Genomic DNA, 26,106 nt, shown 5'->3' on the forward strand with positions numbered 1-26,106 from the left:
GACCCAGCGTAAACGGAGCGGCCGGGTTCGCCGGGACGGCCACGTCGGCGGCGCCGGGTCGGTACTTTGGAGCGGAGTCCGTTTTGGGAGGAGAGCCCCGGTGTTGCTCGTTTTCGGGCTGACGGTCGTCTTCCGCACGGTCGGCGAGGGCACGTTCCACTGCCCGCAGTGCGGCGGCGACCGCGCCTACCGGCGGCGGGCCGCGCGGCGCTGGTTCAGCCTGTTCTTCGTGCCGCTGGTGCCGCTGTGGCGGCTCGGGCACGCGGTGGAGTGCCGCGCGTGCCGCGGCCGGTTCCCGGTGTCGGCGCTGCGGGCGCCGACCGCGCAGCAGATGGCGGCGGCGCTCGTGCTGCGCTCGGGCGCGCCGGAGGACGCGGCGGCCCGCGCCCGCGCGATCGAGACCGTCACCCGCTACGGGGAGCCGGACTACGACGACGACGCCATCGACGCCGATCTGGTGGTGGCGCCGGTGTTCCTGGGCCAGGAGGTCGAGCGGGCGGGCGCCCACCTCGCCGTGGAGGCCAAGGAGTGGTTCCTGGCCGAGGCCGTCCGCATCGCGCTGGCGGACGGCCCGCTCGACGAGGGGGAGCGGCAGGCGCTGCACGCCGTCGCGGAGCTGCTCGGCATGTCCCGCGCGTACGCGCTGGGCGTGATCGTCACCACCGAGGGGGCGTCCCGCTGACATGGACCCCGCCCACGCCCGTCCGGATCCCGGCACCGCCCTGGTGCGGCCGCCGGGGCCGCGGCTCGCCGAGGGGATCGTCACCCACATCGGGCGCCGCCCGGTCGACACGGCGCTCGCCGCGCGGCAGCACGAGGCGTACGTCGCGGCGCTGCGGGCGTCCGGGCGGCGGGTGCGGGCGGTGCCGCCCGCCGACGACCATCCGGACGCGGTGTTCGTCGAGGACACGGTGGTGGTGTGCGGGGACCTGGCGGTGCTCGGCAGGTCGGGGGAGACGCGCCGGCGGGGCGAGACGTCCGGTACCGAGCAGGCGGTCCGCGAGCTGGGGCTGCGGGTCGAGCGGATCAAGGCGCCGGGCACCCTGGACGGCGGGGACGTGCTGTGCGTCGGCGACACCGTGTACGTGGGGCGCGGCGCGCGCACCAACGAGGAGGGCATCTGCCAGCTCGCGCACCTGCTGGGCGGGCGGCGGGTGGTGCCGGTCGACACGCGGGGCTGCCTGCACCTGAAGTCGGCGATGACGGCGCTGCCGGACGGCAGCCTGGTCGGGGTGCCGGAGCTGGTGGACACCGCGGTGCTGCCGTTCATCCGGGTCGTCCCGGAGCCGGCGGGCGCGCACGTGGTGCTGCTCGGCCCGGACCACGTGCTGATGTCGGCGTCCGCGCCGCGCACCGCGGCGCGGTTCGCGGCGGACGGGCTGCGGGTGACCAGCGTCGACATCAGCGAGTTCGAGGCCCTGGAGGGCTGCGTGACCTGCCTGTCCGTGCTCGTCCCCTGACGCGGCGGACCGGGAATGCGCGGCGTGCCGGGCGCCGTTGGAAGAGACGGCAGAGGCCCCTGGTGTCTCAGTATCCGGACGTCGGTTTCCGTAACTGGGACGTCGTCTGTTACGTTGGCAGGCGTGTTGCGTGAGCTGCTCCTCCTTAGCGGCCGCAGCGGGGGCCTGTAACAAGGTCGGCTCCCTCGCTGCGGGACTTCGTTATGGACGTCGGCCGTGAGGTTCGAGCAGAGAGATCACATCGGATGTATCCGCAACAGCAGTCTTCCGGCATGCCGTTCGAGCGCTACCGGCCGTTCACCCCGGTCAAGCTGACCGACCGGACCTGGCCCGACAAGGTCATCACCGAGGCCCCGCGCTGGTGCGCGGTCGACCTGCGGGACGGCAACCAGGCGCTGATCGACCCGATGGACGCGCACCGCAAGCTCAAGATGTTCGAGCTGCTGGTACGGATGGGCTACAAGGAGATCGAGGTCGGCTTCCCGGCGGCCAGCCAGACCGACTACGACTTCGTCCGGCAGATCATCGACGAGGGCCGGATCCCCGACGACGTGGTGATCCAGGTGCTGACGCAGGCCCGCCCCGAGCTGATCGAGAAGACCTTCGAGGCGGTGCGCGGCGCGAAGCAGGCGATCGTCCACCTGTACAACTCGACCAGCACGCTGCAGCGCCGCGTGGTGTTCGGGCAGGACAGGGACGGCATCACCGCGATCGCGGTCGAGGGCGCGAAGCTGTGCGCCAAGCTCGCCGAGGACATGGGCGACACCGAGATCTACTTCGAGTACTCGCCGGAGTCGTTCACCGGCACCGAGCTGGAGTACGCGGTCGAGGTCTGCAACGCCGTCAACGACGTGTGGAAGCCCACGCCGGAGAAGAAGGTCATCGTCAACCTGCCGGCGACGGTCGAGATGGCGACCCCGAACATCTACGCCGACCAGATCGAGTGGATGAACCGGAACCTGGCCTACCGCGACTCGGTCGTGCTGTCGCTGCACCCGCACAACGACCGCGGCACCGCCGTCGCCGCCGCCGAGCTCGGCTACATGGCGGGCGCCGACCGGATCGAGGGCTGCCTGTTCGGCAACGGCGAGCGCACCGGCAACGTGTGCCTGGTCACCCTCGGCCTGAACCTGTTCACCCAGGGCGTCGACCCGCAGATCGACTTCTCCGACATCGACGAGATCCGCCGCACGGTCGAGTACTGCAACCAGCTGCCCGTGCACGAGCGGCACCCCTACGGCGGCGACCTGGTCTACACCGCCTTCTCCGGCTCCCACCAGGACGCCATCAACAAGGGCTTCGACCACCTGCGCCGGGACGCCGAGGCCGCCGGGACGCCGGTGGACGAGTACACCTGGGAGGTCCCGTACCTGCCGATCGACCCGCACGACGTCGGCCGGACGTACGAGGCCGTCATCCGGGTCAACAGCCAGTCCGGCAAGGGCGGCGTCGCCTACATCATGAAGACCGAGCACTCCCTGGAGCTGCCGCGCCGGCTGCAGATCGAGTTCTCCCGGGTCGTCCAGGAGCACACCGACGACCAGGGCGGCGAGGTCACGCCCGAGCGGATGTGGGAGATCTTCGAGGCGGAGTTCCTCGCCAACGGCCCCCGCGTCGGCCTGCTGGCGCACCGCGCGACGTCCCGCGTGGACGAGAAGGACGTGCTCAGCTGCGACGTCCGGGTGGACGGCGAGATCCGCGAGATCGAGGGCGTCGGCAACGGCCCGGTGTCGGCGTTCGAGGACGCGCTCGCGTCCGTCGGGGTCGGCGTGCGGGTGCTGGACTACGCCGAGCACGCGATGAGCGCGGGCGGCGACGCGCGCGCCGCCGCGTACGTGGAGTGCGACGTCAATGGCACGACGGTGTGGGGCGTCGGCATCGACGGCAACATCGTCACCGCCTCCTTGAAGGCCATGCTCTCCGCGGTCAACCGCGTCGCTCGCAGCTAGCCCAGGGGGGCGACCCCCTGGAACCCCCGTTGCGACGGACGACGCGTTTCCCGCTCCGCTGGCGCTCCGCGTGAAACGCGTCGTCCGTCGTCGGGCAGGCCCGCTGCGCTCGCTGCACTCGCTCCGCGTGCCTGCCCGTGGCCGTGGCTGAGGTCCGGCCTTCCGTGCCTGTGTTCAGCCGGGTCCACGGTGGGGTGGCCAGTGTTTGCAAGGAACGCAAGCGGTTTGCAAGGCGGCGTCGTATAGTTGCGGCATGACACGTCGACTGGCCGAGGTCGCCAAGAAGGTCGGGGTCAGCGAGGCTACCGTCAGCCGGGTGCTGAACGACAAGCCGGGCGTCTCCGACGCGACCCGCGCCGCCGTGCTGACCGCGCTGGACGTGCTCGGCTACGAGCGCCCGACCCAGCTGCGCGGCGAGCGGGCCCGGTTGGTCGGGCTGGTGCTGCCGGAGCTCGGCAACCCGATCTTCCCCGCGCTGGCCGAGGTGGTCGGCGGCGCGCTGGCGCAGCGCGGGTTCACGCCGGTGCTGTGCACGCTGACGCCGGGCGGCCTGTCGGAGGCCGACTACGTGGAGATGCTGCTGCAGCAGCAGGCCTCCGGGGTGATCTTCGCGGGCGGGCTGTACGCCGAGGCGGACGCCCCGCACGACCACTACCACCGGCTGCGGGACGTGCGGCTGCCCGTCGCGCTGGTCAACGCGGCCAGCGAGAAGCTCAGCTTCCCGCAGGCGTCGACCGACGACGCCGTCGCCGCGGAGCAGGCGTTCGCGCACCTGCTGTCGCTGGGCCACGAGCGGATAGGCATGGTGCTCGGCCCCGAGGACCACGTGCCGTCCAACCGCAAGCTCGCCGCCGCCCGCGCCGCGGCCGAGCGCGCCGGCGTCGACCTGCCCGCCGCGTGGGTGCGGCGCAGCATGTTCTCGCTGGAGGGCGGCCAGGCCGTCACGGGACGGCTGATCCGCGACGGCGTCACCGGCGTCATCTGCGCCAGCGATCCCCTCGCCCTCGGCGTCATCCGCGCGGTGCGGCGGCTCGGGATGTCGGTGCCGGAGGACGTTTCGGTCGTGGGCTATGACGACTCGGCGTTCATGAATTGCGTGAACCCGCCGCTCACCACCGTCCGGCAGCCCATCGAGTCGATCGGGCGCGCCGCCGTGACGCTGCTGGTGAGCCAGGTGGAGGGCGGCCCGGTCGCGGCCGAGGAACTGCTGTACGAGCCGGAGCTGGTCGTGCGCGCGTCCACGGCGCGGGTCAGGACCGCGCGCGCCTGATCGCACCCGATCCGGACCGTCCGAAAGCCGCCCTCACGCAGGGCGGCTTTCGTCGTTCTGTGCTGCTTTGCACCGTGAACGTTCCAGAATGTTGAGTTCTTGCGAATATTCATTCATCTATTGCACTGTGATGTTGGTCTCTGTATGTTCCTCGCAATCGGCCGACCCAACGGCCCAGGAGGGAACCCCCATGAGATCCCGGATTCTCGCCACCGCGCTCGCCGCGGCCCTCGGCGCCACCGTCGCCGGCTGCGGCGGGGACGGCTCCGGTGGCAAGGACACCGCGCCCCTGGACGCTGGCACCAAGGTGTCGATCACGGTCGGCTGCATGCCGGCCAAGAGCCAGGCCGCGCAGCGCAAGGAGTGGCTCGAGGACGTCGCGGCGTTCCAGAAGCTGCACCCCAACATCACGATCGACGGCAAGGACGCCTTCCCCTGCATCGACCCGAACACCTTCCAGGCGAAGCTGGCGGGCGGGCAGATGGAGGACGTCTACTACGTCTACTTCACCGACGTGCGCGGCATCATCGCCAACGGCCAGGCCGCCGACATCACCCCCTACATCGGGCAGTCGAAGCAGTACCCGAACCTCGACCCGGCCGTCGAGAAGGTCTTCAAGGACGGCGGCAAGGTCTACGGCCTGCCCCGGCAGAACTACTCGATGGGCCTGTTCTACAACCGGACCCTGTTCAAGAAGGCCGGCCTCGACCCCGACCGGCCGCCGGCGACGTGGGCGGAGGTCCGCGAGGACGCCAAGAAGATCAGTGGCCTCGGCGGCGGGACCGTCGGGTACGCCGAGTTCAGCGCCAAGAACCAGGGCGGGTGGCACTTCGCCACGTCCATCTACAGCCAGGGCGGCGACATGGTCGACGCCAGTGGAAAGAAGGCGGCGTTCAACAGCCCGCAGGGCAAGGCCGTCCTGCAGAACCTCAAGGACATGCGCTGGACCGACGACTCGATGGGCAGCAAGCAGCTGCTCGTCGACGCCGACGTGCAGCGGATGATGGCGGCCGGCAAGCTCGGCATGTACCTGGGCGCCCCCGACAACGCGACCGCGCTGGTCGACCAGTTCAAGGGCAAGTACGAGGACTACGGGATGGCGCCGATCCCCGGCTCGGCCGGGACGCTGATGGGCGGCGACGGCTACCTGTTCAGCCCGAAGGCGTCCCCGGAGAAGATCAAGGCCGGGCTGATGTGGCTCGACTACTACGCGCTCACCCCCGGCCAGGGGCAGCTGAACTACGCGCGGGCCGCCAGGGACGGCCGTCCCGTCGGCATCCCGCAGCCGAAGCTGTTCGGGCAGAACGCGGTGGGGGAGAAGGACCGGCAGTTGCGCGCGGACGCCGCGAACCTGCCGGTCGCGAACTTCAAGCCGTACGAGGACGCCTACAGCAAGGTGCCGGGGAAGCTGGAGCCGCCGCAGGCCCAGCAGCTGTACACGATCCTCGACTCGGTCGTCCAGGCCGTGCTGACCAGGCGCGACGCGAACATCGACCAGCTGCTCGCGGACGCGCAGAAGAAGGCCGACGCCGCCCTCGCGCGGTCGGGGAGCTGACGTCCGCCGCCTCCGGGGCGCCGGCCCCGGCGCACCGCGCCGGCGCCCCGGAACCCGCCGTCCCACACTGGAGTGACAGATGACCACAGCGCGGACGCTCGTCCGCCCCGCCGCGGCCCGTTCGCGGCGGCGCCCGTCGCGCACCCGGCGCACCGTGAAGCGCAACCTGACCGCGTACGGGTTCCTGTGCGGGGCGCTGATCTGCTTCGCGTTCTTCTCCTGGTACCCGATCGTCCGCGAGGTGCTGCTCAGCTTCCAGAAGACCAACTTCGTCGGCGAGGCCCGCTGGGTCGGGTTCGACAACTTCCGCACCGTGCTCGCCGACCCGGGATTCACGGACGCGTGGGTCAACACGGCGGAGTTCACGCTGCTCGCGCTCGTCGTCGGGTACGTCATCCCGTTCGCCATCGCGATCGTGCTCAACGAGCTGAAGCACGCCCGCGCCTACCTGCGGTTCGTCGTGTACCTGCCGGTGATGCTGCCCCCGGCGGTCGCGGTGTTGCTGTTCAAGTGGTTCTACGATCCCGGCCCCGGCCTGTTCAACCAGCTCCTGCACGCCGCACATCTGCCGGGGCTGAGCTGGCTCGACTCGACGAGCACCGCGCTGATCTCGCTGGTGATCGTGTCGACGTGGATGAACCTCGGCAGCGGGACGCTCATCTACCTGGCCGCGCTGCAGAGCATTCCCGGCGAGCTGTACGAGGCGGCGGAACTGGACGGGGCCGGGCTGTTCCGCCGGATCCGGCACATCACGATCCCGCAGACCCGGCTGATCCTGCTGGTGATGCTGCTCCTGCAGATCATCGCGACGATGCAGGTGTTCATCGAGCCGTACCTGCTGACCGGCGGCGGCCCCGAGGGCTCCACCGTCACCGTCGCGTACCTGATGTACCAGTACGCGTTCAACTTCACCAACTTCGGCGGCGGCGGGGCGCTCGGTCTGATGCTGATGCTCGTCCTGATGGTGTTCTCCGCCATCTACCTGCGCGTTTCGCGCGAGGAGGCGAGGTAGCCGATGAACGAGACGCGCACCCTCGTCTCGCCGCACACGCTCGGCACCCGGCGCGGCAAGGCGATCTACTGGACGACCCTCGTCACGATCGTCGTCGTCTTCACGTTCGTGTTCGTGTTCCCGCTGTACTGGATGGTCACCGGCGCGATGAAGTCGCCGGACGAGCTCGCCGACGTCCCGCCGGGCGTGTTCCCGCACCACTTCGACCTGTCCGGGTACCGGGAGGCGTGGCGGCAGCTCGACCTCGGCCTGTACCTGCGCAACACGCTCGTCTACGCGTTCGGCGCGTGGCTGTTCACGATGGGCGTCGACGTCACCGCCGCGTACGCGCTGTCGAAGCTGCGGCCGATGTTCGGCCGGGCCGTCCTCGGGCTGATGCTGGCGACGCTGATGATCCCGCCGATGGTGATCCTGCTGCCCGCCTACCTGACCGTGAAGGACCTGCCGCTCCTCCACGTCAACCTGCTGAACACCCCGTGGGCGATCTGGCTGCCGGCCGCCGCGAACGCCTTCAACATCTTCCTGCTCAAGCGGTTCTTCGACTCGATCCCGACGGAGCTGCTCCAGGCCGCCGAGGTGGACGGCGCCTCGCCCGCGCGGATCCTCTGGTCGGTGGTGCTGCCGGTGTCGCGGCCGATCCTCGGCGTCGTGTCGATCTTCACGATCGTCAACGTGTGGCGCGACTTCGTCTGGCCGCTGCTGGTGCTGCCCGACTCGCAGCGCAAGACGATCAGCGTCGCGATCTCCTCGCTGGCGGTGCAGGTGCCGCAGAACGTGCTGATCGGGTCGCTGGTCATCGCCAGCGTGCCCACCATCGTCGTCTTCTTCGTCTTCCAGCGGCACATCATGGCCGGCCTCACGGCGGGCGGCCTGAAGGGCTGACCCGCCCGGCCGTCCCCGCCTTCTTTTCACGATCCGCTTCTTAACGAGCAAGGAGTACTCGCATGCCCGAAGCATGGTGGCGTGGCGCGGCGATCTACCAGGTGTACCCGCGCAGCTTCGCCGACGGGAACGGCGACGGCGTCGGCGACCTCGCCGGCCTGCGCGACCGGCTGCCCTACCTCGCCGGGCTCGGCGTCGACGCGCTGTGGCTGAACCCGTGGTACCCGTCCCCGATGGCGGACGGCGGCTACGACGTCGCCGACTACCGCGACGTCGAGGCGGTGTTCGGCACGCTCGCCGAGGCGGAGGCGTTCATCGGCGAGGCGCACGCCGCGGGCCTGCGGATCATCCTGGACGTGGTGCCCAACCACGCCTCGGACCGGTCGGACTGGTTCCGGGAGGCGCTCGCCGCCGGGCCCGGCTCGCCGGAGCGGGAGCGTTTCTGGTTCCGTCCCGGACGCGGCGACGGGCCGCCCAACGACTGGCAGTCGATCTTCGGCGGGCCCGCGTGGACCCGCGTCCCGGACGGCGAGTGGTACCTGCACCTGTTCGCCCCCGAGCAGCCCGACTTCAACTGGAACAGCCCTGACGTCGTCCGCGAGTTCCACGACGTGCTGCGGTTCTGGTACGACCGCGGCGTCGACGGCATCCGGATCGACTCGGCGGCGCTGCTGGTCAAGGACCCCGACGCCGAACCGGACGGCAGCGACCCCTACACCGACCGGGACGGCGTCCACGACATCTACCGGGGCTGGCGGAAGGTCACCGACGAGTACCCGGGCCGGATGCTCGTCGGCGAGGTGTGGCTGCCCGACCAGGAGCGCTTCGCCCGCTACCTGCGGCCCGACGAGATGCACACCGCGTTCAACTTCGACTTCCTGAACTGCGCGTTCGAGCCGCACGCGCTCCGCAAGGTGATCGACACGACGCTCGCGACGCACGCCCCGCTCGGCGCGCCCCCGACCTGGGTGCTGGCGAACCACGACGTCGTCCGGCCGGTCACCCGCTACGGCCGCGCCGACACCTCGTTCGACCTGCAGGACCGCCGGCACGGCGCGCCCACCGACCGGGCGCTCGGGGTCCGCCGGGCGCGGGCGGCGGCGCTGCTGGCGATGGCGCTGCCCGGCGCCGTCTACATCTACCAGGGCGAGGAGCTCGGCCTCCCCGAGGTCGAGGACCTTCCGGACGAGCTGCGCCAGGACCCGATCTGGCACCGGTCCGGGCACACCGACCCGGGCCGCGACGGCTGCCGCGTCCCGCTGCCGTGGGCGGGCGACCGGCCGCCGTTCGGGTTCGGCGGCGACCCGTGGCTGCCGCAGCCCGCCGACTGGAAGGACCTGACCGTCGAGGCGCAGGAGCCCGACCCGGGCTCGATGCTCAACCTGTACCGCGCCGCGCTCGCCGCCCGCCGCGAGCACCTCGGCGACGGCGCGATGACATGGCTGCCGTCGGAGGAGAACGTGCTCGCCTTCACCCGCGACTCGGGCCTGACCTGCGTGGTCAACCTCGGCCCGGCTCCCGTCCCGCTCCCGTCCGGCGACGTCCTGCTGGCGAGCGGGCCCCTGCCGGACGGCCTGCTGCCGCCCGACACGGCCGTCTGGACGCGCTGACCGGTTTCCTCGCGCCGGCGGCCGGCCGCCGATCTTCTGCCGCTCCTCCCAGGCAGGTGTCCCACCCCCGCATCACCGAACAGGGAGCAGAACCAGCGATGAGACACAAGTCCCTCCGCACCCTGCTGGCCGCGGCGGCCGCCGCGGTGCTCGCCGCCGCCGGGCTCACCGGCCCGGCGGCGGCGCCCGCGGCGGCGGCCGGAACGAACCTCGCCGCGGGCAAGACCGTGTCCGCGAGCAGTTCCAACGGCCAGTACACCGCCGCGAACGTCAACGACGGCAACCAGTCGACCTACTGGGAGAGCGCCAACAACGCCTTCCCGCAGTGGATCCAGGTCGACCTCGGCGCCTCCGTCGACACCGACAAGGTCGTCCTGAAGCTCCCCACCGCGAACTGGGGCGCCCGCACCCAGACGCTGTCCGTGCAGGGCAGCACGGACGGAACGACCTACACCGACCTCGCCGGCTCCGGCGGCCGGGTCTTCGACCCCGCCGCGGACAACACCGTGACGCTGACCTACGACGCCGCGCCGACCCGCTACCTGCGCGTCCGGATCACGGCCAACACCGGCTGGCCCGCCGGGCAGCTGTCCGAGCTGGAGATCTACGGGCCGTCCACCGGGGACCAGACGCCGCCGACCGCTCCGTCCGGGCTCGCGTTCACCGAACCGTCCACCGGGAAGATCAGGCTGACCTGGAACGCCGCGTCCGACGCGGTCGGCGTCACCGGATACGACGTCTACGCCAACGGCGAGAAGCGCGCGAGCGTCGCCAGCGACGTCCTCACCTACACCGACGACCAGCCCGCCACCGCGACCGTCTCCTACTTCGTGCGCGCGCGGGACGCGGCCGGCAACGTCTCGGGCGACAGCAACGTCGTGACCCGGCAGGGCCAGGGCGGCAGGACGAACCTCGCCGCCGGCAAGCCGATCACCGCGTCGTCGCACGTCTACTCGTTCGTCGAGGGCAACGCCAACGACAACGACCCCGCGACCTACTGGGAGTCCGCGCCCGGCGCGTACCCGGCCACGCTGACCGTCGACCTCGGCGCCAAGGCCGATCTCACCTTCGTGGTGGTGAAGCTGAACCCCGACGCGGCGTGGGCGAAACGCACCCAGACGATCGAGGTGCTCGGCCGCGGCGGCCCCAAGGACGCGTTCACGACCGTCAAGCCCGCCGCCGCGTACACGTTCGACCCGTCCACCGGGAACACCGTGACGATCCCGGTCACCGCGAACGCGGCGCAGGTGCGGCTCCAGTTCACCGCCAACTCCGGCGCGCCCGGCGGCCAGGTCGCCGAGTTCCAGGTCATCGGCACCCCGGCGCCGGCCCCGGACCTGACCGTCACGAACCTGTCCTGGGACCCCGCCGCCCCGGACGAGACCGACGACGTCACGCTCCACGCGACCGTGAAGAACATCGGCACGGGCACCGCGGATCCGAGCAGGCTCGACTTCATCGTCGGCGGCGCCAAGGCCGCGTCCGCGCAGGTCGGGGAGCTGGCGGCGGGCGCGTCCGCCACCGTGTCCGGATCGATCGGGACGCACGACGCCGGCGGCTACACGGTCGCCGCCACCGCCGACGCGGGCGGCGACGACGTGGAGCTGAACGAGACCAACAACACCGCGAGCGCGGCGCTGAAGATCGCGCAGGTGCCGAGTTCCGACCTGGTGGCGCAGGACGTCACCTGGAGCCCCGGCAACCCGCAGGCCGGCGACGCGGTCCGGTTCTCGGCGACGCTGCGCAACGACGGCACCGAGGCCACCGCCGGCGGATCCCACGGCGTCACGCTGGCGATCCTCGACGGCGGCACCACGGTGAAGACGCTCACCGGTTCCTTCAGCGGCTCCCTCGCGCCCGGCGCCGCCGCCGCGCCCGTCGACCTCGGCACCTGGACGGCCGCGAACGGCCGCTACACGATCAGGACCACCGTCGAGGACGACGCCAACGAGGTGCCGGTCAAGCGGGAGAACAACACCTCCACGCAGTCCCTGTTCGTCGGGCGCGGCGCGCACCTGCCGTTCGACATGTACGAGGCCGAGGACGGCGTGCTCGGCGGCGGCGCGGCGGTCGTCGGTCCCAACCGGACGATCGGCGACCTCGCCGGTGAGGCGTCCGGCCGCCGCGCCGTGACGCTGAACTCCACCGGCAGCAGCGTCGAGTTCACCACCAAGGCGCCCACCAACACCCTCGTCACCCGGTACTCCATCCCGGACGCGGCGGGCGGCGGCGGCATCGACTCGACGCTCGACGTCTACGTCGACGGGACGTTCCTCAAGGCCATCGACCTCACCTCCCGGTACACGTGGGTGTACGGGAACGAGGCGGGCCCGAGCGACTCGCCGGGCGCCGGGCCGCCCCGCCACATCTACGACGAGGCGAACCTGATGCTCGGCACGACGGTGCCGGCCGGCCACAAGATCAGGCTGCAGAAGGACGCCGCGAACACCACCACCTACGCCATCGACTTCGTCAACACCGAAATGGCGACGGCGAAGCCGAACCCCGACCCGGCCAAGTACGCCGAGCCCGCCGGGTTCACCCACCAGGACGTCCAGAACGCCCTCGACAAGGTGCGGCAGGACCCGAACCTGACCGGCGTCTACCTGCCGCCGGGCACCTACGACACCGCGCAGAAGTTCCAGGTCTACGGCAAGGCCGTCAAGGTCGTCGGCGCGGGCCCCTGGTTCACCCGGTTCCGCACGCCGCCGAACCAGCAGAACACCGACGCCGGATTCCGCGCCGACGCGACCGCGAACGGCTCGACGTTCTCCGGATTCGGGTTCTTCGGCAACTACACGTCCCGCATCGACGGGCCGGGAAAGGTGTTCGACTTCTCCAACGTCAGCGACATGACGATCGACGACGTCTGGGCCGAGCACGTCGTTTGCCTTTTCTGGGGGACGAACGTCGACCATTCCACGATCGAGAACTCCCGGATCCGCGACACGTGGGCGGACGGCCTCAACCTCACCAACGGCAGTTCCGGTAATCACGTCGCGAACGTCGAGACCCGCACCACGGGAGACGACAGTTTCGCGCTGTTCCCCGCCACCGACAACCACAACGAGCAGGAGACCGGGAACGTCTTCGAGGACCTCACCTCGCTGCTGACCTGGCGCGCCGCCGGGCTCGCGGTCTACGGAGGCGGCGGCAACACCTTCCGCAACATCCACATCGCCGACACCCTCGTCTACTCCGGGATCACGATCGGGACGCTGCAGTTCGGCGGTATTCCGGCTCTCGGCTTCGAATCGGACCCGAAGACGACCTTCGAGAACATCTCGCTGATCCGGGCCGGCGGGCACTTCTGGGGGAACCAGACCTTCCCCGCCCTCTGGCTGTTCTCCGGGGAGTTCCCGTTCCAGGGCATCCGCGTCAACGACGTCGACATCGTCGACCCGACCTACTCCGGGATCATGTTCCAGACGAAGTACTCCGGAGGGCAGCCGCTCAAGCCGATCACAGACACGGTCCTGACGGACGTCACGGTCTCCGGCGCCCGCAAGAGCGGTGACGCGTTCGACGCCAAGTCCGGCTTCGGGATCTGGGTCAACGAGATGCCCGAACCCGGCCAGGGCCCCGCGGTCGGCTCCGCCACCTTCAACAACCTGACGCTGCACGACAACGCGGAGGACATCAGGAACACCACGACCACGTTCACCATCACCAGGAATCCCTGACCCGGGGGACCGGGAGCGCGGGCGTTGGGAGGCGCCCGCGCTCCCGCGTGCCCGTACCGCGTTCCCGCGCCCCGCCGCGTTCCCGCGCCCCGCCCCCGGACAGGCAGGGCCGGGGGCGGGCACGGATCACTGCGCGTGGCCGAGGACGTGGTGGACGAGCTCGCGGAGCGGGCCGCTGAGCTGCGCCTCGCCGACGGTGGCGTGCCGGCCGTCGATGTCGATGTCGTAGACGAACTGGTCGGGGATCCGGCCGGGCGGCGGCACCGACCCGAGATCGACCCGGCCGACCAGCCGCGCCAGCATCGGGTCGGTCGCGCTGTCGGCCTCGGCCCGCCGCCGGATCCCGGCGAACCCTCCGCTGCGGACGACTGTCACCTTCACCGCACCGTCACCGCCCCACACCGTCGTCAGGCCCAGCCTTTTCACTGTTTCACGCCTACCCCTTTCCAGGCGTCGGCCACCGCGGTGGTCTCGGGGGAGTTCGCGCCGTAGAGGCGGGTCGCGGTCTGCACGGTCGCGGCGGCGAAGCCGGCGAAGTCGACGGCGCTCGCGAGCGACCCGCCGGTGAGGGTCTCGTACCAGACGCGCCCGGCCTTCTCCCAGGCGTGCCCGCCGATCGCGGCGGCCGCGAGGTAGAACGCGCGGTTCGGGATGCCGGAGTTGATGTGGACGCCGCCGTTGTCCTCGTAGGTGCGGACGTAGCCGCTCATGTCGGCGGGCTGCGGGTCCTTACCGAGCTGCGGGTCGTCGTAGGCGGTGCCGGGCTCCTTCATCGAGCGCAGCGCCACGCCGTGCACGCTCGGCGCGAGCAGGCCCTGCCCGATGAGCCAGTCGGCCTGGTCGGCGGTCTGGCCGAGGTGCATCTGCTTGATCAGGGAGCCGAAGACGTCGGAGACCGACTCGTTGAGCGCGCCGGACTGCCCCGAGTAGTCGAGGTCGGCGGTGTACTGCGTGACGCCGTGGGTCAGCTCGTGCCCGGTGACGTCGAGCGGTCCGGTGAAGTCGGTGAAGATCGTCCCGTCGCCGTCGCCGTAGACCATCTGCTCGCCGTTCCAGAAGGCGTTGTCGTAGTGCTCGCCGTAGTGGATCGTCGAGATCATCTTCAGGCCGGCGCCGTCGATGGAGTTGCGGCCGTAGGCGGTCTCGTAGAACCCGAACGTCGCGCCCAGCCAGTCGTAGGCCTGGTCGCAGGACGTGTCGCCGGTGGCGGCGGCGCCCTCGGCCCGGACGGTCTTGCCGGGCAGCTGCTCCTTGTGCCCGGCGTCGGCGATCATCCGGTTCGGGGCGGCCGCGCCGGACGGGGCGGGAGCGGCGGCGGGGGTCGCCAGGCGGCGTTCGGTGGCGTGGGCGGAGGTGAGGGCCAGGGTCCTGCGGGCCCGGGCGCGCAGGGCCGGGTCGTCGGCGTTGCGCGCGATCCGCTCCAGCATGTGCGGCGGCACGATGTGGCATCTCATGCTCCAACGCTGACACCTCCCGGTGGGGCAGGCCACACCTTCCGCCGTCACCGCCCGGCCGAAACCGGTCACGAAGCGTGACCGAATTCCGAACGGCCGGTGAATCAAGGGGACTTGTGAAGATCCTGCGGAGATGCCGGGGCGGCGCAACGAGGCACCCGGGGGAGTGCGCGAGAATGAACGGGTGACCCTCTACCGCGACGAAGGCATCGTCCTGCGCACCCAGAAGCTGGGCGAGGCCGACCGCATCGTGACGGTGCTGACCCGGCGCAGCGGCCGGATCCGCGCCGCGGCGAAGGGGGTCCGCAAGACCAAGTCCCGCTTCGGCGCCCGGCTGGAGCCGTTCACGCACGTCGACCTCCAGCTGTACGAGCGCCGCTCGCTCGACCTGATCACCCAGGCCGAGACGCTGCGCCCGTACGGGGAGGCGCTGGTCAGCGACTATCCCCGCTACACGGCGGGGACGGCGATGCTGGAGACCGCGGACAAGCTCGCCGGCGAGGAGGGCGAGCCCGCGCTGCGGCAGTTCCTGCTGCTGGTCGGCGGGCTGCGCACGCTCGCCGAGCGCGGCCACGACCCGCGGCTCGTCCTGGACGCCTACCTGCTGCGCTCGCTGTCGGTCGCCGGGTGGGCCCCGGCGCTGGACGAGTGCTGCCGGTGCGGCACCCGCGGCGGGCTGCGCGGGTTCGCGATCGCGGCGGGCGGCGCGGTCTGCGCGAACTGCCGGCAGCCCGGCGCCGCGACGCCGGCGCCGCCGACGTTCGCGCTGATGCTGGCGCTGCTGCGCGGCGACTGGGAGTACGCCGACGCCAGCGAGCCCCGCCACCGGGTGGAGAGCAGCGGCCTCGTGGCCGCCTACCTGCAGTGGCATCTGGAGCACGGGATCCGCTCGCTGCGGCACGTCGAGCGCGAGGGCGCCGGCGACCCGCCGGACGGCGCGGGCCGCAGCGACGACACCAACAGGGAGAGAGTGTGAGAAGGGCCGTTCTGCCCCCGGAACCGCATCGGGACGGCGCGACGCCGCCGCCGATCCCCGCGGACCTGGTGCCGAAGCACGTCGCCATCGTCATGGACGGCAACGGCCGCTGGGCCAAGGAGCGCGGGCTGCCGCGCACCGAGGGGCACAAGCGCGGCGAGGACTCGCTCTTCGACGTGATCATGGGCGCGATCGAGCTGGGCGTGCCGTACCTGTCGGCGTACGCGTTCTCCACCGAGAACTGGCGGCGCTCCCCGGACGAGGTCCGCTTCCTCATGGGCTTCAACCGGGACGTGATCCGCCGCCGCCGCGACCAGCTGCACTCCATGGGGGTGCGGGTGCGCTGGGCGGGCCGCCGCCCACGGCTGTGGCGCAGCGTCATCAAGGAGCTGGAGACGGCCGAGGAGATGACGCGCCACAACGACGTGCTGACCCTGCAGTTCTGCGTGAACTACGGCGGCCGCGCCGAGATCGCGGACGCCGCGGCGGCGATCGCCCGGGACGTGCGGGACGGCCGCCTCAACCCCGACAAGATCACCGAGAAGGTGTTCGCCCGCTACCTCGACGAGCCGGGCATCCCGGACGTCGACCTGTTCCTGCGGTCGTCGGGGGAGCAGCGCACCTCCAACTTCCTGCTGTGGCAGTCGGCGTACGCGGAGATGGTCTTCCTCGACACGCTGTGGCCGGACTTCGACCGCCGGCACCTGTGGCACGCGTGCGAGGTGTACGCCAGCCGCGACCGCCGGTACGGCGGCGCGCTCCCCAACCCGGTGGAGCCCACCGCCGCGACCGGCTGACGCGGGCCCGGCTCAGACGAGGGCCGCGTCCAGGGTGATCTTCGTGCCCTTGAGGGCCTGGCTGACCGGGCAGTTCGCCTTGGCGTCCTGCGCCGCCTTCTCGAAGGCGTCCGCGGTCAGGCCGGGGACGCTCGCCCGGACGGTGAGGTGGATGCCGGTGATGCCCTCGCCGGGCTGGAAGGTGACCTCCGCCTTGGTGTCCACCTTCTCCGGCGGGGTCCCGGCGCCGGCCAGGCCGTGTGAGAGCGCCATCGAGAAGCAGGTCGAGTGGGCCGCGGCGATCAGTTCCTCCGGGCTCGTCCGGCCGTTCGGCTCCTCGGCGCGCGACGCCCACGTCACGTCGAACGTGCCGACCTTGGAGGAGTCCAGCGATACGGTGCCCTGGCCGCTGAGCAGCGGCCCTTCCCAGTGCGCGTTGGCGGTGCGTGTCGTAGCCATGATCCGATTGTCTCCCACGCCGGCCCGGTGAACGCGGAAGCCCCCGCATCGCGCGAGGATGCGGGGGCCTTTCACGCGAGGTCTAGTTCACGTTCACCGCGGACCAGGCGGCCGCGACGGCGTTGTACTGGGCGCTGCCCGCGCCGTACAGGTCCTTGGCCGCGTTCAGGGTCGCCGTGCGGGCGCCCTTGTAGTCGGTCGAGGACGTCATGTACGTGGTGAGGGCGCGGTACCAGATCTTCGTGGCGGCGTCGCGCCCGATGCCGGTGACGGTGGAGCCGTTGGACGTCGGGCTGTCGTAGGAGACGCCGTTGATCGTCTTGGCGCCGCTGCCCTCCGACAGCAGGTAGTAGAAGTGGTTGGCGACGCCCGACGAGTAGTGGACGTCGAGGTTCTTGGTACCGGTCGACCAGGCGTCCGGCGACTTGCCGTCCTTGCTGGGCTTGTCCATGAAGCGGAGCGCGGCCTTGCCGAAGCCGGGCAGGACGACCTTCTCGCCCACGAGGTAGTCGCCGAGGTCGGCGGAGTTGTTCGCGTAGAACTCGACGGCGGCGGCCATGATGTCGGACGTCGCCTCGTTCAGCCCGCCGGACTCGCCGGAGTAGGTGAGGTTCGCGGTCGCGGACGTGACGCCGTGGGTCATCTCGTGCGCGGTGACGTCCAGGGCGGTGAGCGGGCCGAGCTGGGTGCCGTCGCCGTCGCCGTACGTCATGCAGAAGCAGGAGTCGTCCCAGAACGCGTTGGCGTAGCCGTTGTCGTAGTGGACGCGGTTGAACGAGCCCTTGCCGTCGCCGTTGATGCCGAGGCGGCCGAACACGTTCTTGTAGAAGTCCCAGGTCTCGTTGGTGCCGAACTGGGCGTCCACGGCGACGGTCGACCGGTCGGACGTCGTCCCGTTCCCCCAGTGGTTGTCGGCGTCGGTGAAGATCGTCGCCGGAGCCCGGTAGAGGCAGAACGTCAGGAAGCAGAAGTCCGCCTGGTTCTGCGCGTCGCCGGTGTAGGTGCCGCCGCGGGTCGGGTCCTTCAGCTGGTAGGTGCTGCCGGACTTCGTCGTCTCCAGCGGGACGGTCCCGGTGTAGAGGGAGCGGCCGTCGCCGGCGTCGGTGCGGATCGTCTCCTCGCGCAGCAGGACCTTGCCGGTCGCCGCGTCGACGGTGGTGAGGAGGCGGCTCGGCGTGCCGTCGGCCTGCTTGCCGGCGGTCTGGATCCGCCAGGCGAGGCGCGGCTGGTGGTCGGCGGTGCGCGCCTCGACGACGAGCTGCGCTGCGCCCTGCGTCTTGTGCCCCTTGGTGAGAGCCTTCTTCGTGGCCGCCTTGGCGGGGAGCTCGGGGCTGGCGTCGGCCGGCGCCTTGGCGAGGGTCAGGCTGCTGCCCTTCCACGTCCCGGCGGCGGACTGGTGGACGACGATGTCGCCGCCCAGGACGGGAAGCCCGTCGTAGGTGCGGGTCATCCGGGTGTGGGACGTGCCGTCCCGGTCCACCGCGACCCCGACGACCTTGAACGACTGGCCGCCGCCGTCGCGGGCCTGCGCGCCGTGCGCGGGCAGCGCCGCGAGCGCGTGCGCGGCGGCGGTCCGCGGGTCGGGGGGACGCGGGGCCTGCCGCGCGGACGCCGGCAGCGCGGTGCCGGCCGTCGCGAGCAGGGTCGCCGACGCCAGGAGCGCGGTCCGCCGGCTGGTGATCGCCCGTCTTGTCATGAACGCCCTCTCGTGCGGAGCGCCATGGCCCCCCGAGGGGCCCGCCGTCGGGCCCGCCGTGGCAATGGGACATTTATGACATACGAGGATTTAGATGTACTTGTTACAAACAGCCAAAAGACCGATACGCAGCGTGTGAACTACGCGCCTTGCGCGGCCCCCGCGCGCCGGGTCGGCGTCAGCGGGAGGGGCGGGTCAGCGGGACGCCGAGCGGCAGTCCGCGCACGTCCCGAACACCTCGACGGTGTGCGTGATCTCCGCGAACCCGTGCTCGGCGGCGATCGCGTCCGCCCAGCGCTCCACGGCCGGGCCCTCGACCTCGACCGTCCGGCCGCACGCGCGGCAGACCAGGTGGTGGTGGTGCTGCTCGGTGCGGCAGGCGCGGTACACCGCCTCGCCCTCGTCGGTGCGCAGCACGTCGACCTCGCCGGAGTCGCTGAGCGCCTGCAGCGCCCGGTACACCGTCGTCAGGCCGATCTTGGAGCCGTCCGCGCGGAGGTCGGCGTAGATGTCCTGGGCGCTGCGGAAGCCCTCGCAGCCGGCCAGCACCTGCCGCACCGCGTCGCGGCGGGCCGTCGTCATCCGCTGATCACCTCCGCCTCGGCGTCCACCCGCGGCCGCTCGCCCGGCCCGGCCGGACCGGGGACGACCTCCCCCGCCCGGCGGGCGCGCCGGCGGCGCACCACGGTCCCCCCGGCGGCCGCCGCCAGGAACAGCGCCAGGGCCAGCAGCACGATCGAGGGGCCAGGGGGAAGATCGTACTCGAAGGAGGCCGCGAGCCCCGACACCGCCGACAGTACACCGGCCCCCATCGCCAGCAGCATCGTGCTCCGGAAGCCCCGGGTGACCTGCTGCGCCGCCGCCACCGGCACGATCATCAGCGCGCTGACCAGCAGCAGCCCGATCGCCCGCATCGCGATCACCACGGTCACCGCGGCGGTCACCGCGATCAGCACGCTGAGGAACCGGACGGGCAGCCCCGCCGCCCGCGCCACCTCCTCGTCCTGGCACAGCAGGAACAGCTCCCGGCCGAACACCGCGACGATCCCGAGCACGACGACCGCGAGCGCCGCGACCACGTACAGGTCGGACGCCGACACGCTGCTGATCGACCCGAACAGGTACGACTGCAGGCTCGACCCGCCGCCCTGCGCGTTGGTGAGGATCACCCCGCCCGCCAGGCCGCCGTAGAACAGCAGCGCCAGCGCCACGTCCGCGCCGCTGCGGCTGCGGGCCCGCAGCACCTCGATCGCCACCGCGCCGAGCACCGCCACCACCAGCGCGCCCAGGACGGGCGACGACCCGGTCAGCAGCCCGAGCCCGATGCCGGTCAGGGCGATGTGCCCGACGCCGTCGCCGAGCAGCGACAGCCGCCGCTGCACGACGAACGTCCCGACGGCCGGGGCCGTCAGGCCGATCAGCACCGCCATCACCAGCGCGATGCGCATGAAGTCGAACTGCAGCATCTCCGTCACGCCGCGCTCCCCGCCGCGCTCCCCGCCGTGCTCCCCGTCATGCGCCCCGTCATGTCCCGGGCGCTCTCGCGCGCCACCCGGCCGTGCTCCAGCTCGACCGTGCGCGTGATCAGCGGCTCCAGCGGGCCGAGCTCGTGCGCGACCAGCACCACCGTCCGGCCCGCGTCCGCCAGGCCGCGCAGCGTCGCCGCGAGCGCCGCCTGGCTCGCCGCGTCCACGCCCGCGGTCGGCTCGTCCATCACGAAGACGTCCGGCTCGCCGGCGAGGGCGCGGGCGATCAGCACCCGCTGCTGCTGCCCGCCGGACAGCAGGTGCGCCGAGTCGCGGGCCCGGCCGGCGAGGCCGACGGCCTCCAGCGCGCGGTCCACCGCGGCGCGGTCGGCGGCCCGGTCGGTGACCAGCGCGGGCAGCCAGCGCGACCGCCGCGCGATCCGCCCGGACGCCACCACCTCCCGGACGGTCGACGGGACGCCGCCGCCCATCGGCAGCCGCTGCGGGACGTACCCGACGCGCCGCCAGCCGCGGAACCGGGCGGGCGGCTCGCCGTAGATCTCGGTCCGCCCGGCGGCCAGCGGGACGAGCCCGAGCAGCGCCTTGACCAGCGTGGACTTGCCCGCGCCGTTCGGTCCGAGGATCGCCAGCACGTCGCCCGCCCCGACCCGCAGGTCGACGCCGGACAGCACCTCGCGGCCGTCCCGCCGGACGACGCCGCCCGTCATCGCGAAGGGCGGCGCGCCGGCCCGGTCCGTCGCGGGCACGCCGTCGGTCATGAGCACTCCAGAGCGGGCCGCAGGGTCCGCAGGTTCCGGTCCATGATGGACATGTAGTCGTCGGAGGAGCCCTTCTCGACGCCCTCCACGGGGTCGAGCACGGCCGTCCGCACGCCCGCCTCCCGGGCCAGCGCGCCGGCGACCTTCGAGCTGACGAGCTTCTCGGTGAAGACCGTCGTTGCGCCGGACGCCCGGATCTCCCGGGTCAGCGAGGCGAGCCGCTTCGGCGACGGCTCCATCGAGGGGTCGATGCCCGCGACCGACACCTGCCGCAGCCCGTACCGCTCGGCGAGGTAGCCGAACGCCGCGTGCGCGGTGACGATGTCGCGGCGGGCGCAGTCCTTCAGGCCGTCGCGGTAGCGCCGGTCGAGGCCGGAGAGCTGCGCGGCGACGGCCCGGGCCCGCTGCCGGTAGGCGGCGGCGTGCGCGGTGTCGGCCTTGGCGAGCCGGTCGCCGAGGGCGGTCGCGACCGTGGCCATCCGGGCGGGATCGAGCCAGACGTGCGGGTCGTAGCCGACGTCGGCGTGCCCCCGGTCGCCGTCGTGCTCCTCGATCTCGCTCTCGTCGCCGGACGGCGGCGGCAGCGTCCTCACCAGGCTCGCCGCGTCCAGCGACCGGCCCTTGGCGTGCCGGTGGACCGCGTCGTCCACGGCGGGCTGGACGCCCTTGACGTACACCGCGAGGTCGGCCTTCTCGACCTGGGCGACCTGCCGGGCCGTCAGCTCCAGGTCGTGCGGCTCGGCGCCGGGCTTGGTCAGCGTCCGGACGTACACGTCACTGCCGCCGACGCGCTCGGCGAGCCACGCGGCGGGATAGAAGGACGCGACCACGGCGGTCTTGCCCGGCGGGACGTCCGCGACGGCGCTGCCGCAGCCCGCCAGCGCCGCGCCGAGCCCGGCGGCGGCGAGGGCCGCGGCGGGGACGGTGCGGAGCGGGGTGCGGGGTCGGGACACCCCACGATTATGGACGAAGATGAAAACGGTTGTCAAAACCGCCCAATGCCCCGTCCCAGGGCGAAACCGACGAGCACCGCCAGCGCGACGATCCGCAGGACGCGGCCCTGCGCCTCCAGCTCCGGCCAGTTCAGGAACGCGAACCAGGCCAGCGCCGCCGCCAGCACCAGCAGCCCGGCCGCCGCCACCCAGCCCGTCCCCGCCATGCCGATCACCAGCAGCGCGAACACCGCGACGAGCAGCACCGCGCGCGGCAGCCGGTGCAGGAACACCACCGGCGCCGCGCTCCACCGCTCGACCGCCGCCCGCACGCCGCCCGCCCGCCGGTCCCGTCCGCTCCGAGTCTCCACGGGGCCAACGTACTGCGAGGATGGGCGGATGATCGCGATAACCCGGTACCGCGTGCCCGCGGCGGACGCCGACGGCTTCGCCGAGCGCATGACCGCGGTGCTCGCCGCGCTGGCGCGGAGCACCGGATTCCGCTCCGGACGGCTCGCCAGGACCGTCGACGAACCCGGCCTGTGGGCGCTCGTCACCGAATGGGACGGCGCCGGCCACTACCGCCGCGCCCTCGGCGCCTACGAGGTGCGGCTGGAGTTCATGCCGCTGGCCGCCTTCGCCGTCGACGAGCCCGGCGCCTACGAGATCGTCCACTCCCTTCCTCGCTGACTTCGGCGAGTCGCCGGTGCCGGGGGTGTACAACGGCGGCTCGCCGCAAGTCAACGAAGCGGGCAATGGCGGGGCAAGAAGCGGCCCGGCCCGGTTTCGGACCCGCCTCGCAAGGTCATCTTCGCCAGGTCATGATCATGCCGACGGCCCGCGGGGGAGACGGCCGCCGACGGGCCCGGGCGTAGTTCGGGGGAGAAGTGATGCGCCGTGTCGTCTCGCAGACCGCTGTCGTCCTGCTCAGCACGGCCACCGGGACGGCCGCCGTCGCGGGCCTCGGCGCCCTCCACGCGGCGGCCCCCGCGCGGTCCGCGGCCCACGAGGCCACCACGCTGATCCTCGGCGCGCCGCACGACGCGGCCCGCCGCGCGCTCACCGAGGCGAAGCCGCGCTCGGTCACCTACCGCGGCGTGCGCGTCCCCGTCCCCGCGGGCTGGACGGTCGTCCGCCTCGACGACAACCCGTCGGCGTGCGTCCGCTACGACCGGCACGCCGTCTACCTGGGCCGTCCCGGGCCGCAGCCGGACTGCCCGGCCCGGGTGGTCGGCCGCACCGAGGCCGTCCACGTCCAGCCGCTGCGCGACGTCGCCGCGTCCCGCACGGTCGTGCACGCCGACAAGCTCGGCTCGTTCACCCTCACGCCGTCCATCGGGCACGAGACGAGCCTGGCGCTGCCCGAAGCCGCCGTCGGCATCGTCGGCGTGTACGGGACGGACCCGGCCGCCCTCCAGCGCGTCCTGCGCGGCACCCGGGTGAAGATCAAGCACCACGGGCACGGGAAGCCGTCCGCCCAACCGAAGACTTCTGCGCAGCAGAAGAGCCCTGCGCCACCAAAGACCTCTGCGCACGCGGAGCCGCCCGCGGAGCCGTCCGCGCAGCCGAAGACCTCTGCGCAGCCGAAGAGCCCCGCGCAATCTGAGGCGCCTGCGCAGCCGGACGCCTCTGCGAAGCCGGAGGCCCCTGCGCAGTCTGGGGCGCCTGCGCAGCCGCAGGAGCCGGCGAAGCCCGCCGTGCCGCCGTCGGGGCCGGCCGCCGGGCGCAGCGCCCGGACGGGCCCGCCCGACCGGCTCGACTACGCGTCCGGCAAGGGATTCGACACGTGCACCGCCCCGTCGCTCGCGACGATGAAGGCATGGCGCTCGTCGTACGACGTCACCAACATCTACATCGGCGGCGCCGCGCGCGGCTGCGCGCAACCGAACCTCACCGCCTCGTGGGTGAAGAAGGTCCGCAAGATGGGATACCGGATCCTGCCCACGTACGTCGGCCTCCAGCCGCCGTGCGGGACGCGCCCGCAGAAGTTCAGCACGCGGAACGCCGCGGCGCAGGGCAAGAGGACCGCCGCGGACGCCGTGGCGAAGGCCAAGGCGCTCGGCATCCCGGCCGACAAGCCGATCTACCTCGACCTGGAGGCCTACAACAGCCGGAACGCCACCTGCAAGGCCGCCGTCCTGCGCTTCGTGAACGCCTGGGTCAAGCAGGTGAAGAAGAAGCAGTACAAGCCGTGCCTCTACGGCAGCGCGAGCTCCGGCGTCCACGACGTGGGGGCGGCCAAGGGGATCGCCAAGCCCGTCGGCATCTGGTTCGCCAACTGGAACGGCAAGGCCCGCGTGTACGGCGACAAGTTCCTGTCGGACGGCTGGTGGCCGCCGCACCGGCGCATCAAGCAGTACCGGGGCGCCCACAAGGAGCGGCACGGCGGCGTCACGCTCAACATCGACACCAGCCTCGCCGACGGCCGCGCCTACTGACCTGCGGGCCGGCGGCCGGCCGGCCTCGGGCCGCGGATGACCGGAACGCCCCGGACGCTCCCCGGCGGTGCCGTCCGGGGACCCCTCCCGGTGCCCTAAGCTGGGGAATGCTCTGAGGCGCCGGGGAGTCCGCGCCTCACCGCTCTCACAGCGCACCATCACCGGGGATCACCATCGCCGCCGTCCCGCCGTCGCCGGGGGCCGGGGCGTTCGCACTGACCCGCCGACCGCCAGCCGGATGGAGAGAAGACTCATGGCACGCCGTTCCGATGTGCTGGACACGATCGTCAACCTCGCCAAGCGGCGGGGCCTGGTCTACCCGTCGAGCGAGATCTACGGCGGGCTCCGCGCGTCCTGGGACTACGGGCCGCTCGGGGTCGAGCTGAAGAACAACGTCAAGCGCCAGTGGTGGAAGTCCATGGTGCAGGGCCGCGAGGACGTCGTCGGCCTGGACTCGTGCGTCATCCTGGCGCGCGAGGTCTGGGAGGCCAGCGGCCACGTGCAGGCGTTCGTCGACCCGCTCACCGAGTGCCAGTCCTGCCACAAGCGCTTCCGGGCCGACCACCTGGAGGAGGCCTACGAGGAGAAGCACGGCCGGGGGCCCGCGAACGGGCTCGCCGACATCACCTGCCCCAACTGCGGGGTGAAGGGCTCGTTCACCGAGCCGAAGATGTTCAACGGCCTGCTCAAGACCTACCTCGGCCCCGTCGAGGACGAGTCGGGCCTGGCCTACCTGCGCCCCGAGACCGCGCAGGGCATCTTCATCAACTACCTGAACGTGCAGCAGTCCGCGCGCCGCAAGGTGCCGTTCGGCATCGGGCAGATCGGCAAGTCGTTCCGCAACGAGATCACGCCGGGCAACTTCATCTTCCGGACCCGCGAGTTCGAGCAGATGGAGATGGAGTTCTTCGTCAAGCCCGGCAGCGACGAGGAATGGCACCAGTACTGGATCGACGAGCGCCTGCAGTGGTACGTCGACCTCGGCATCCGCAAGGAGAACCTGCGGCTGTACGAGCACCCGGCGGAGAAGCTGTCGCACTACTCCAAGCGGACCGTCGACGTCGAGTACAAGTTCGACTTCGTCGGCAGCGAGTGGGGCGAGCTGGAGGGCATCGCCAACCGCACCGACTACGACCTGTCGACGCACTCCAAGGCGTCCGGCGCGGACCTGTCGTTCTTCGACCAGGAGTCCGGCGAGCGGTTCACCCCGTACGTGATCGAGCCCGCGGCGGGCGTCGACCGCTGCACGCTCACGTTCATGATGGACGCCTACGCCGAGGACGAGGCGCCCAACGCCAAGGGCAAGCTGGAGAAGCGGACCGTGATGCGGCTCGACCGGCGGCTCGCCCCGGTCAAGGTCGCGGTGCTGCCGCTGTCGCGCAACGCGGACCTGTCGCCGAAGGCCCGCGACCTGGCGGCGCGGCTGCGCCGCAACTGGAACGTCGACTTCGACGACGCGGGCGCGATCGGCCGCCGCTACCGCCGGCAGGACGAGATCGGCACGCCGTTCTGCGTCACCGTCGACTTCGACACCCTCGAGGACGACGCGGTGACCGTCCGGGAGCGCGACTCGATGAGCCAGGAGCGGATCGCGATCGGCCAGGTCGAGTCGTTCCTGGCCGCCCAGCTCGTCGGCTGCTGATCCGGCGGGCCCGGAACGCGGTCGCGGGCCGCCCCCTTCGCGTGGGGGCGGCCCGCTTCTTCATGTG

General features: G+C 72.0%; 23 protein-coding genes. 14 read left to right on the forward strand and 9 right to left on the reverse strand.

Features of this window, described 5'->3' with window-relative positions:
- Positions 1 to 100 precede the first annotated feature (100 nt).
- The 9 genes from F9B16_RS06685 (at position 101) to F9B16_RS06725 (ending at position 13,421) form a co-directional block, all read left to right on the forward strand.
- A complete protein-coding gene (locus F9B16_RS06685) occupies positions 101 to 682 on the forward strand; it encodes a TerB family tellurite resistance protein (protein ID WP_151539095.1) in 582 nt (193 codons plus the stop codon).
- A 1-nt stretch (position 683) separates the two neighbouring features.
- Complete coding sequence (gene ddaH / locus F9B16_RS06690; RefSeq protein ID WP_151539096.1) at positions 684 to 1,460, forward strand: dimethylargininase; 777 nt, start codon at positions 684 to 686, stop codon at positions 1,458 to 1,460.
- A 245-nt stretch (positions 1,461 to 1,705) separates the two neighbouring features.
- A complete protein-coding gene (leuA, locus tag F9B16_RS06695; RefSeq protein WP_151539097.1) occupies positions 1,706 to 3,409 on the forward strand; it encodes a 2-isopropylmalate synthase in 1,704 nt (567 codons plus the stop codon).
- 253 nt (positions 3,410 to 3,662) lie between these two features.
- Complete coding sequence (locus tag F9B16_RS06700) at positions 3,663 to 4,679, forward strand: LacI family DNA-binding transcriptional regulator (protein ID WP_151539098.1); 1,017 nt, start codon at positions 3,663 to 3,665, stop codon at positions 4,677 to 4,679.
- A 190-nt stretch (positions 4,680 to 4,869) separates the two neighbouring features.
- Positions 4,870 to 6,234 carry an ABC transporter substrate-binding protein gene (locus tag F9B16_RS06705; protein ID WP_151539099.1) on the forward strand — a complete coding sequence of 455 codons (1,365 nt, stop codon included), beginning with the start codon at positions 4,870 to 4,872 and terminating at the stop codon, positions 6,232 to 6,234.
- A 79-nt stretch (positions 6,235 to 6,313) separates the two neighbouring features.
- Positions 6,314 to 7,246, forward strand: coding sequence for a carbohydrate ABC transporter permease (locus F9B16_RS06710; protein ID WP_151539100.1), 933 nt, complete (start codon positions 6,314 to 6,316; stop codon positions 7,244 to 7,246).
- A 3-nt stretch (positions 7,247 to 7,249) separates the two neighbouring features.
- Complete coding sequence (locus F9B16_RS06715; protein ID WP_151539101.1) at positions 7,250 to 8,128, forward strand: carbohydrate ABC transporter permease; 879 nt, start codon at positions 7,250 to 7,252, stop codon at positions 8,126 to 8,128.
- Between the two features lie 62 nt (positions 8,129 to 8,190).
- A complete protein-coding gene (locus F9B16_RS06720; protein ID WP_151539102.1) occupies positions 8,191 to 9,738 on the forward strand; it encodes a glycoside hydrolase family 13 protein in 1,548 nt (515 codons plus the stop codon).
- A 98-nt stretch (positions 9,739 to 9,836) separates the two neighbouring features.
- On the forward strand, positions 9,837 to 13,421 hold the full coding sequence (locus F9B16_RS06725; protein ID WP_151539103.1) for a discoidin domain-containing protein: 3,585 nt from the start codon (positions 9,837 to 9,839) through the stop codon (positions 13,419 to 13,421).
- Between the two features lie 126 nt (positions 13,422 to 13,547).
- On the opposite strand, the gene F9B16_RS06730 is transcribed toward F9B16_RS06725, so the two are convergent.
- Both F9B16_RS06730 and F9B16_RS06735 read right to left on the reverse strand, forming a co-directional pair.
- A complete protein-coding gene (locus F9B16_RS06730) occupies positions 13,548 to 13,802 on the reverse strand; it encodes a protealysin inhibitor emfourin (RefSeq protein WP_151539168.1) in 255 nt (84 codons plus the stop codon).
- A gap of 41 nt (positions 13,803 to 13,843) precedes the next feature.
- Positions 13,844 to 14,875, reverse strand: coding sequence for a M4 family metallopeptidase (locus F9B16_RS06735; RefSeq protein WP_151539104.1), 1,032 nt, complete (start codon positions 14,873 to 14,875; stop codon positions 13,844 to 13,846).
- Positions 14,876 to 15,059: 184 nt separating this feature from the next.
- Here F9B16_RS06735 and recO point away from each other — a divergent pair, with 184 nt between their 5' ends.
- Entirely contained in the window at positions 15,060 to 15,851 is a 792-nt protein-coding gene (gene recO, locus F9B16_RS06740; RefSeq protein ID WP_225991423.1) for a DNA repair protein RecO, read from the forward strand.
- On the forward strand, positions 15,848 to 16,648 hold the full coding sequence (locus F9B16_RS06745; protein WP_151539106.1) for an isoprenyl transferase: 801 nt from the start codon (positions 15,848 to 15,850) through the stop codon (positions 16,646 to 16,648). Before recO ends, F9B16_RS06745 begins: the two co-directional genes overlap by 4 nt.
- Before the next feature lie 12 nt (positions 16,649 to 16,660).
- On the opposite strand, the gene F9B16_RS06750 is transcribed toward F9B16_RS06745, so the two are convergent.
- The 7 genes from F9B16_RS06750 to F9B16_RS06780 all read right to left on the reverse strand — a co-directional run bounded on the left by F9B16_RS06750 (position 16,661) and on the right by F9B16_RS06780 (position 22,330).
- Positions 16,661 to 17,086, reverse strand: coding sequence for an OsmC family protein (locus F9B16_RS06750; protein ID WP_151539107.1), 426 nt, complete (start codon positions 17,084 to 17,086; stop codon positions 16,661 to 16,663).
- An 82-nt stretch (positions 17,087 to 17,168) separates the two neighbouring features.
- Positions 17,169 to 18,782, reverse strand: a complete 1,614-nt coding sequence (locus F9B16_RS06755) for a M4 family metallopeptidase (RefSeq protein WP_151539108.1) — start codon at positions 18,780 to 18,782, stop codon at positions 17,169 to 17,171.
- Between the two features lie 195 nt (positions 18,783 to 18,977).
- Positions 18,978 to 19,364: a Fur family transcriptional regulator gene (locus F9B16_RS06760; protein ID WP_151539109.1), complete on the reverse strand. Its 387-nt coding sequence runs from the start codon at positions 19,362 to 19,364 to the stop codon at positions 18,978 to 18,980.
- Positions 19,361 to 20,257 carry a metal ABC transporter permease gene (locus tag F9B16_RS06765; protein ID WP_151539110.1) on the reverse strand — a complete coding sequence of 299 codons (897 nt, stop codon included), beginning with the start codon at positions 20,255 to 20,257 and terminating at the stop codon, positions 19,361 to 19,363. Before F9B16_RS06765 ends, F9B16_RS06760 begins: the two co-directional genes overlap by 4 nt.
- On the reverse strand, positions 20,254 to 21,027 hold the full coding sequence (locus tag F9B16_RS06770) for a metal ABC transporter ATP-binding protein (protein WP_151539111.1): 774 nt from the start codon (positions 21,025 to 21,027) through the stop codon (positions 20,254 to 20,256). The genes F9B16_RS06765 and F9B16_RS06770 overlap by 4 nt, the downstream gene beginning before the upstream one ends.
- Complete coding sequence (locus F9B16_RS06775; RefSeq protein ID WP_151539112.1) at positions 21,024 to 21,980, reverse strand: metal ABC transporter substrate-binding protein; 957 nt, start codon at positions 21,978 to 21,980, stop codon at positions 21,024 to 21,026. The genes F9B16_RS06770 and F9B16_RS06775 overlap by 4 nt, the downstream gene beginning before the upstream one ends.
- A gap of 32 nt (positions 21,981 to 22,012) precedes the next feature.
- Positions 22,013 to 22,330, reverse strand: a complete 318-nt coding sequence (locus F9B16_RS06780; RefSeq protein ID WP_151539113.1) for a DUF6703 family protein — start codon at positions 22,328 to 22,330, stop codon at positions 22,013 to 22,015.
- A 28-nt stretch (positions 22,331 to 22,358) separates the two neighbouring features.
- On the opposite strand from F9B16_RS06780, the gene F9B16_RS06785 reads away from it, so the two are divergent.
- From F9B16_RS06785 to F9B16_RS06795, 3 genes are all read left to right on the forward strand, one after another.
- A complete protein-coding gene (locus tag F9B16_RS06785; protein ID WP_151539114.1) occupies positions 22,359 to 22,649 on the forward strand; it encodes an antibiotic biosynthesis monooxygenase family protein in 291 nt (96 codons plus the stop codon).
- A 200-nt stretch (positions 22,650 to 22,849) separates the two neighbouring features.
- A complete protein-coding gene (locus tag F9B16_RS06790; RefSeq protein ID WP_151539115.1) occupies positions 22,850 to 24,397 on the forward strand; it encodes a glycoside hydrolase domain-containing protein in 1,548 nt (515 codons plus the stop codon).
- A gap of 253 nt (positions 24,398 to 24,650) precedes the next feature.
- Positions 24,651 to 26,039, forward strand: a complete 1,389-nt coding sequence (locus tag F9B16_RS06795) for a glycine--tRNA ligase (RefSeq protein WP_151539116.1) — start codon at positions 24,651 to 24,653, stop codon at positions 26,037 to 26,039.
- Positions 26,040 to 26,106: the final 67 nt, after the last annotated feature.

The sequence above is a fragment of the Actinomadura montaniterrae genome (assembly GCF_008923365.1).
GTDB classification, from domain to species: Bacteria; Actinomycetota; Actinomycetes; order Streptosporangiales; family Streptosporangiaceae; genus Spirillospora; species Spirillospora montaniterrae.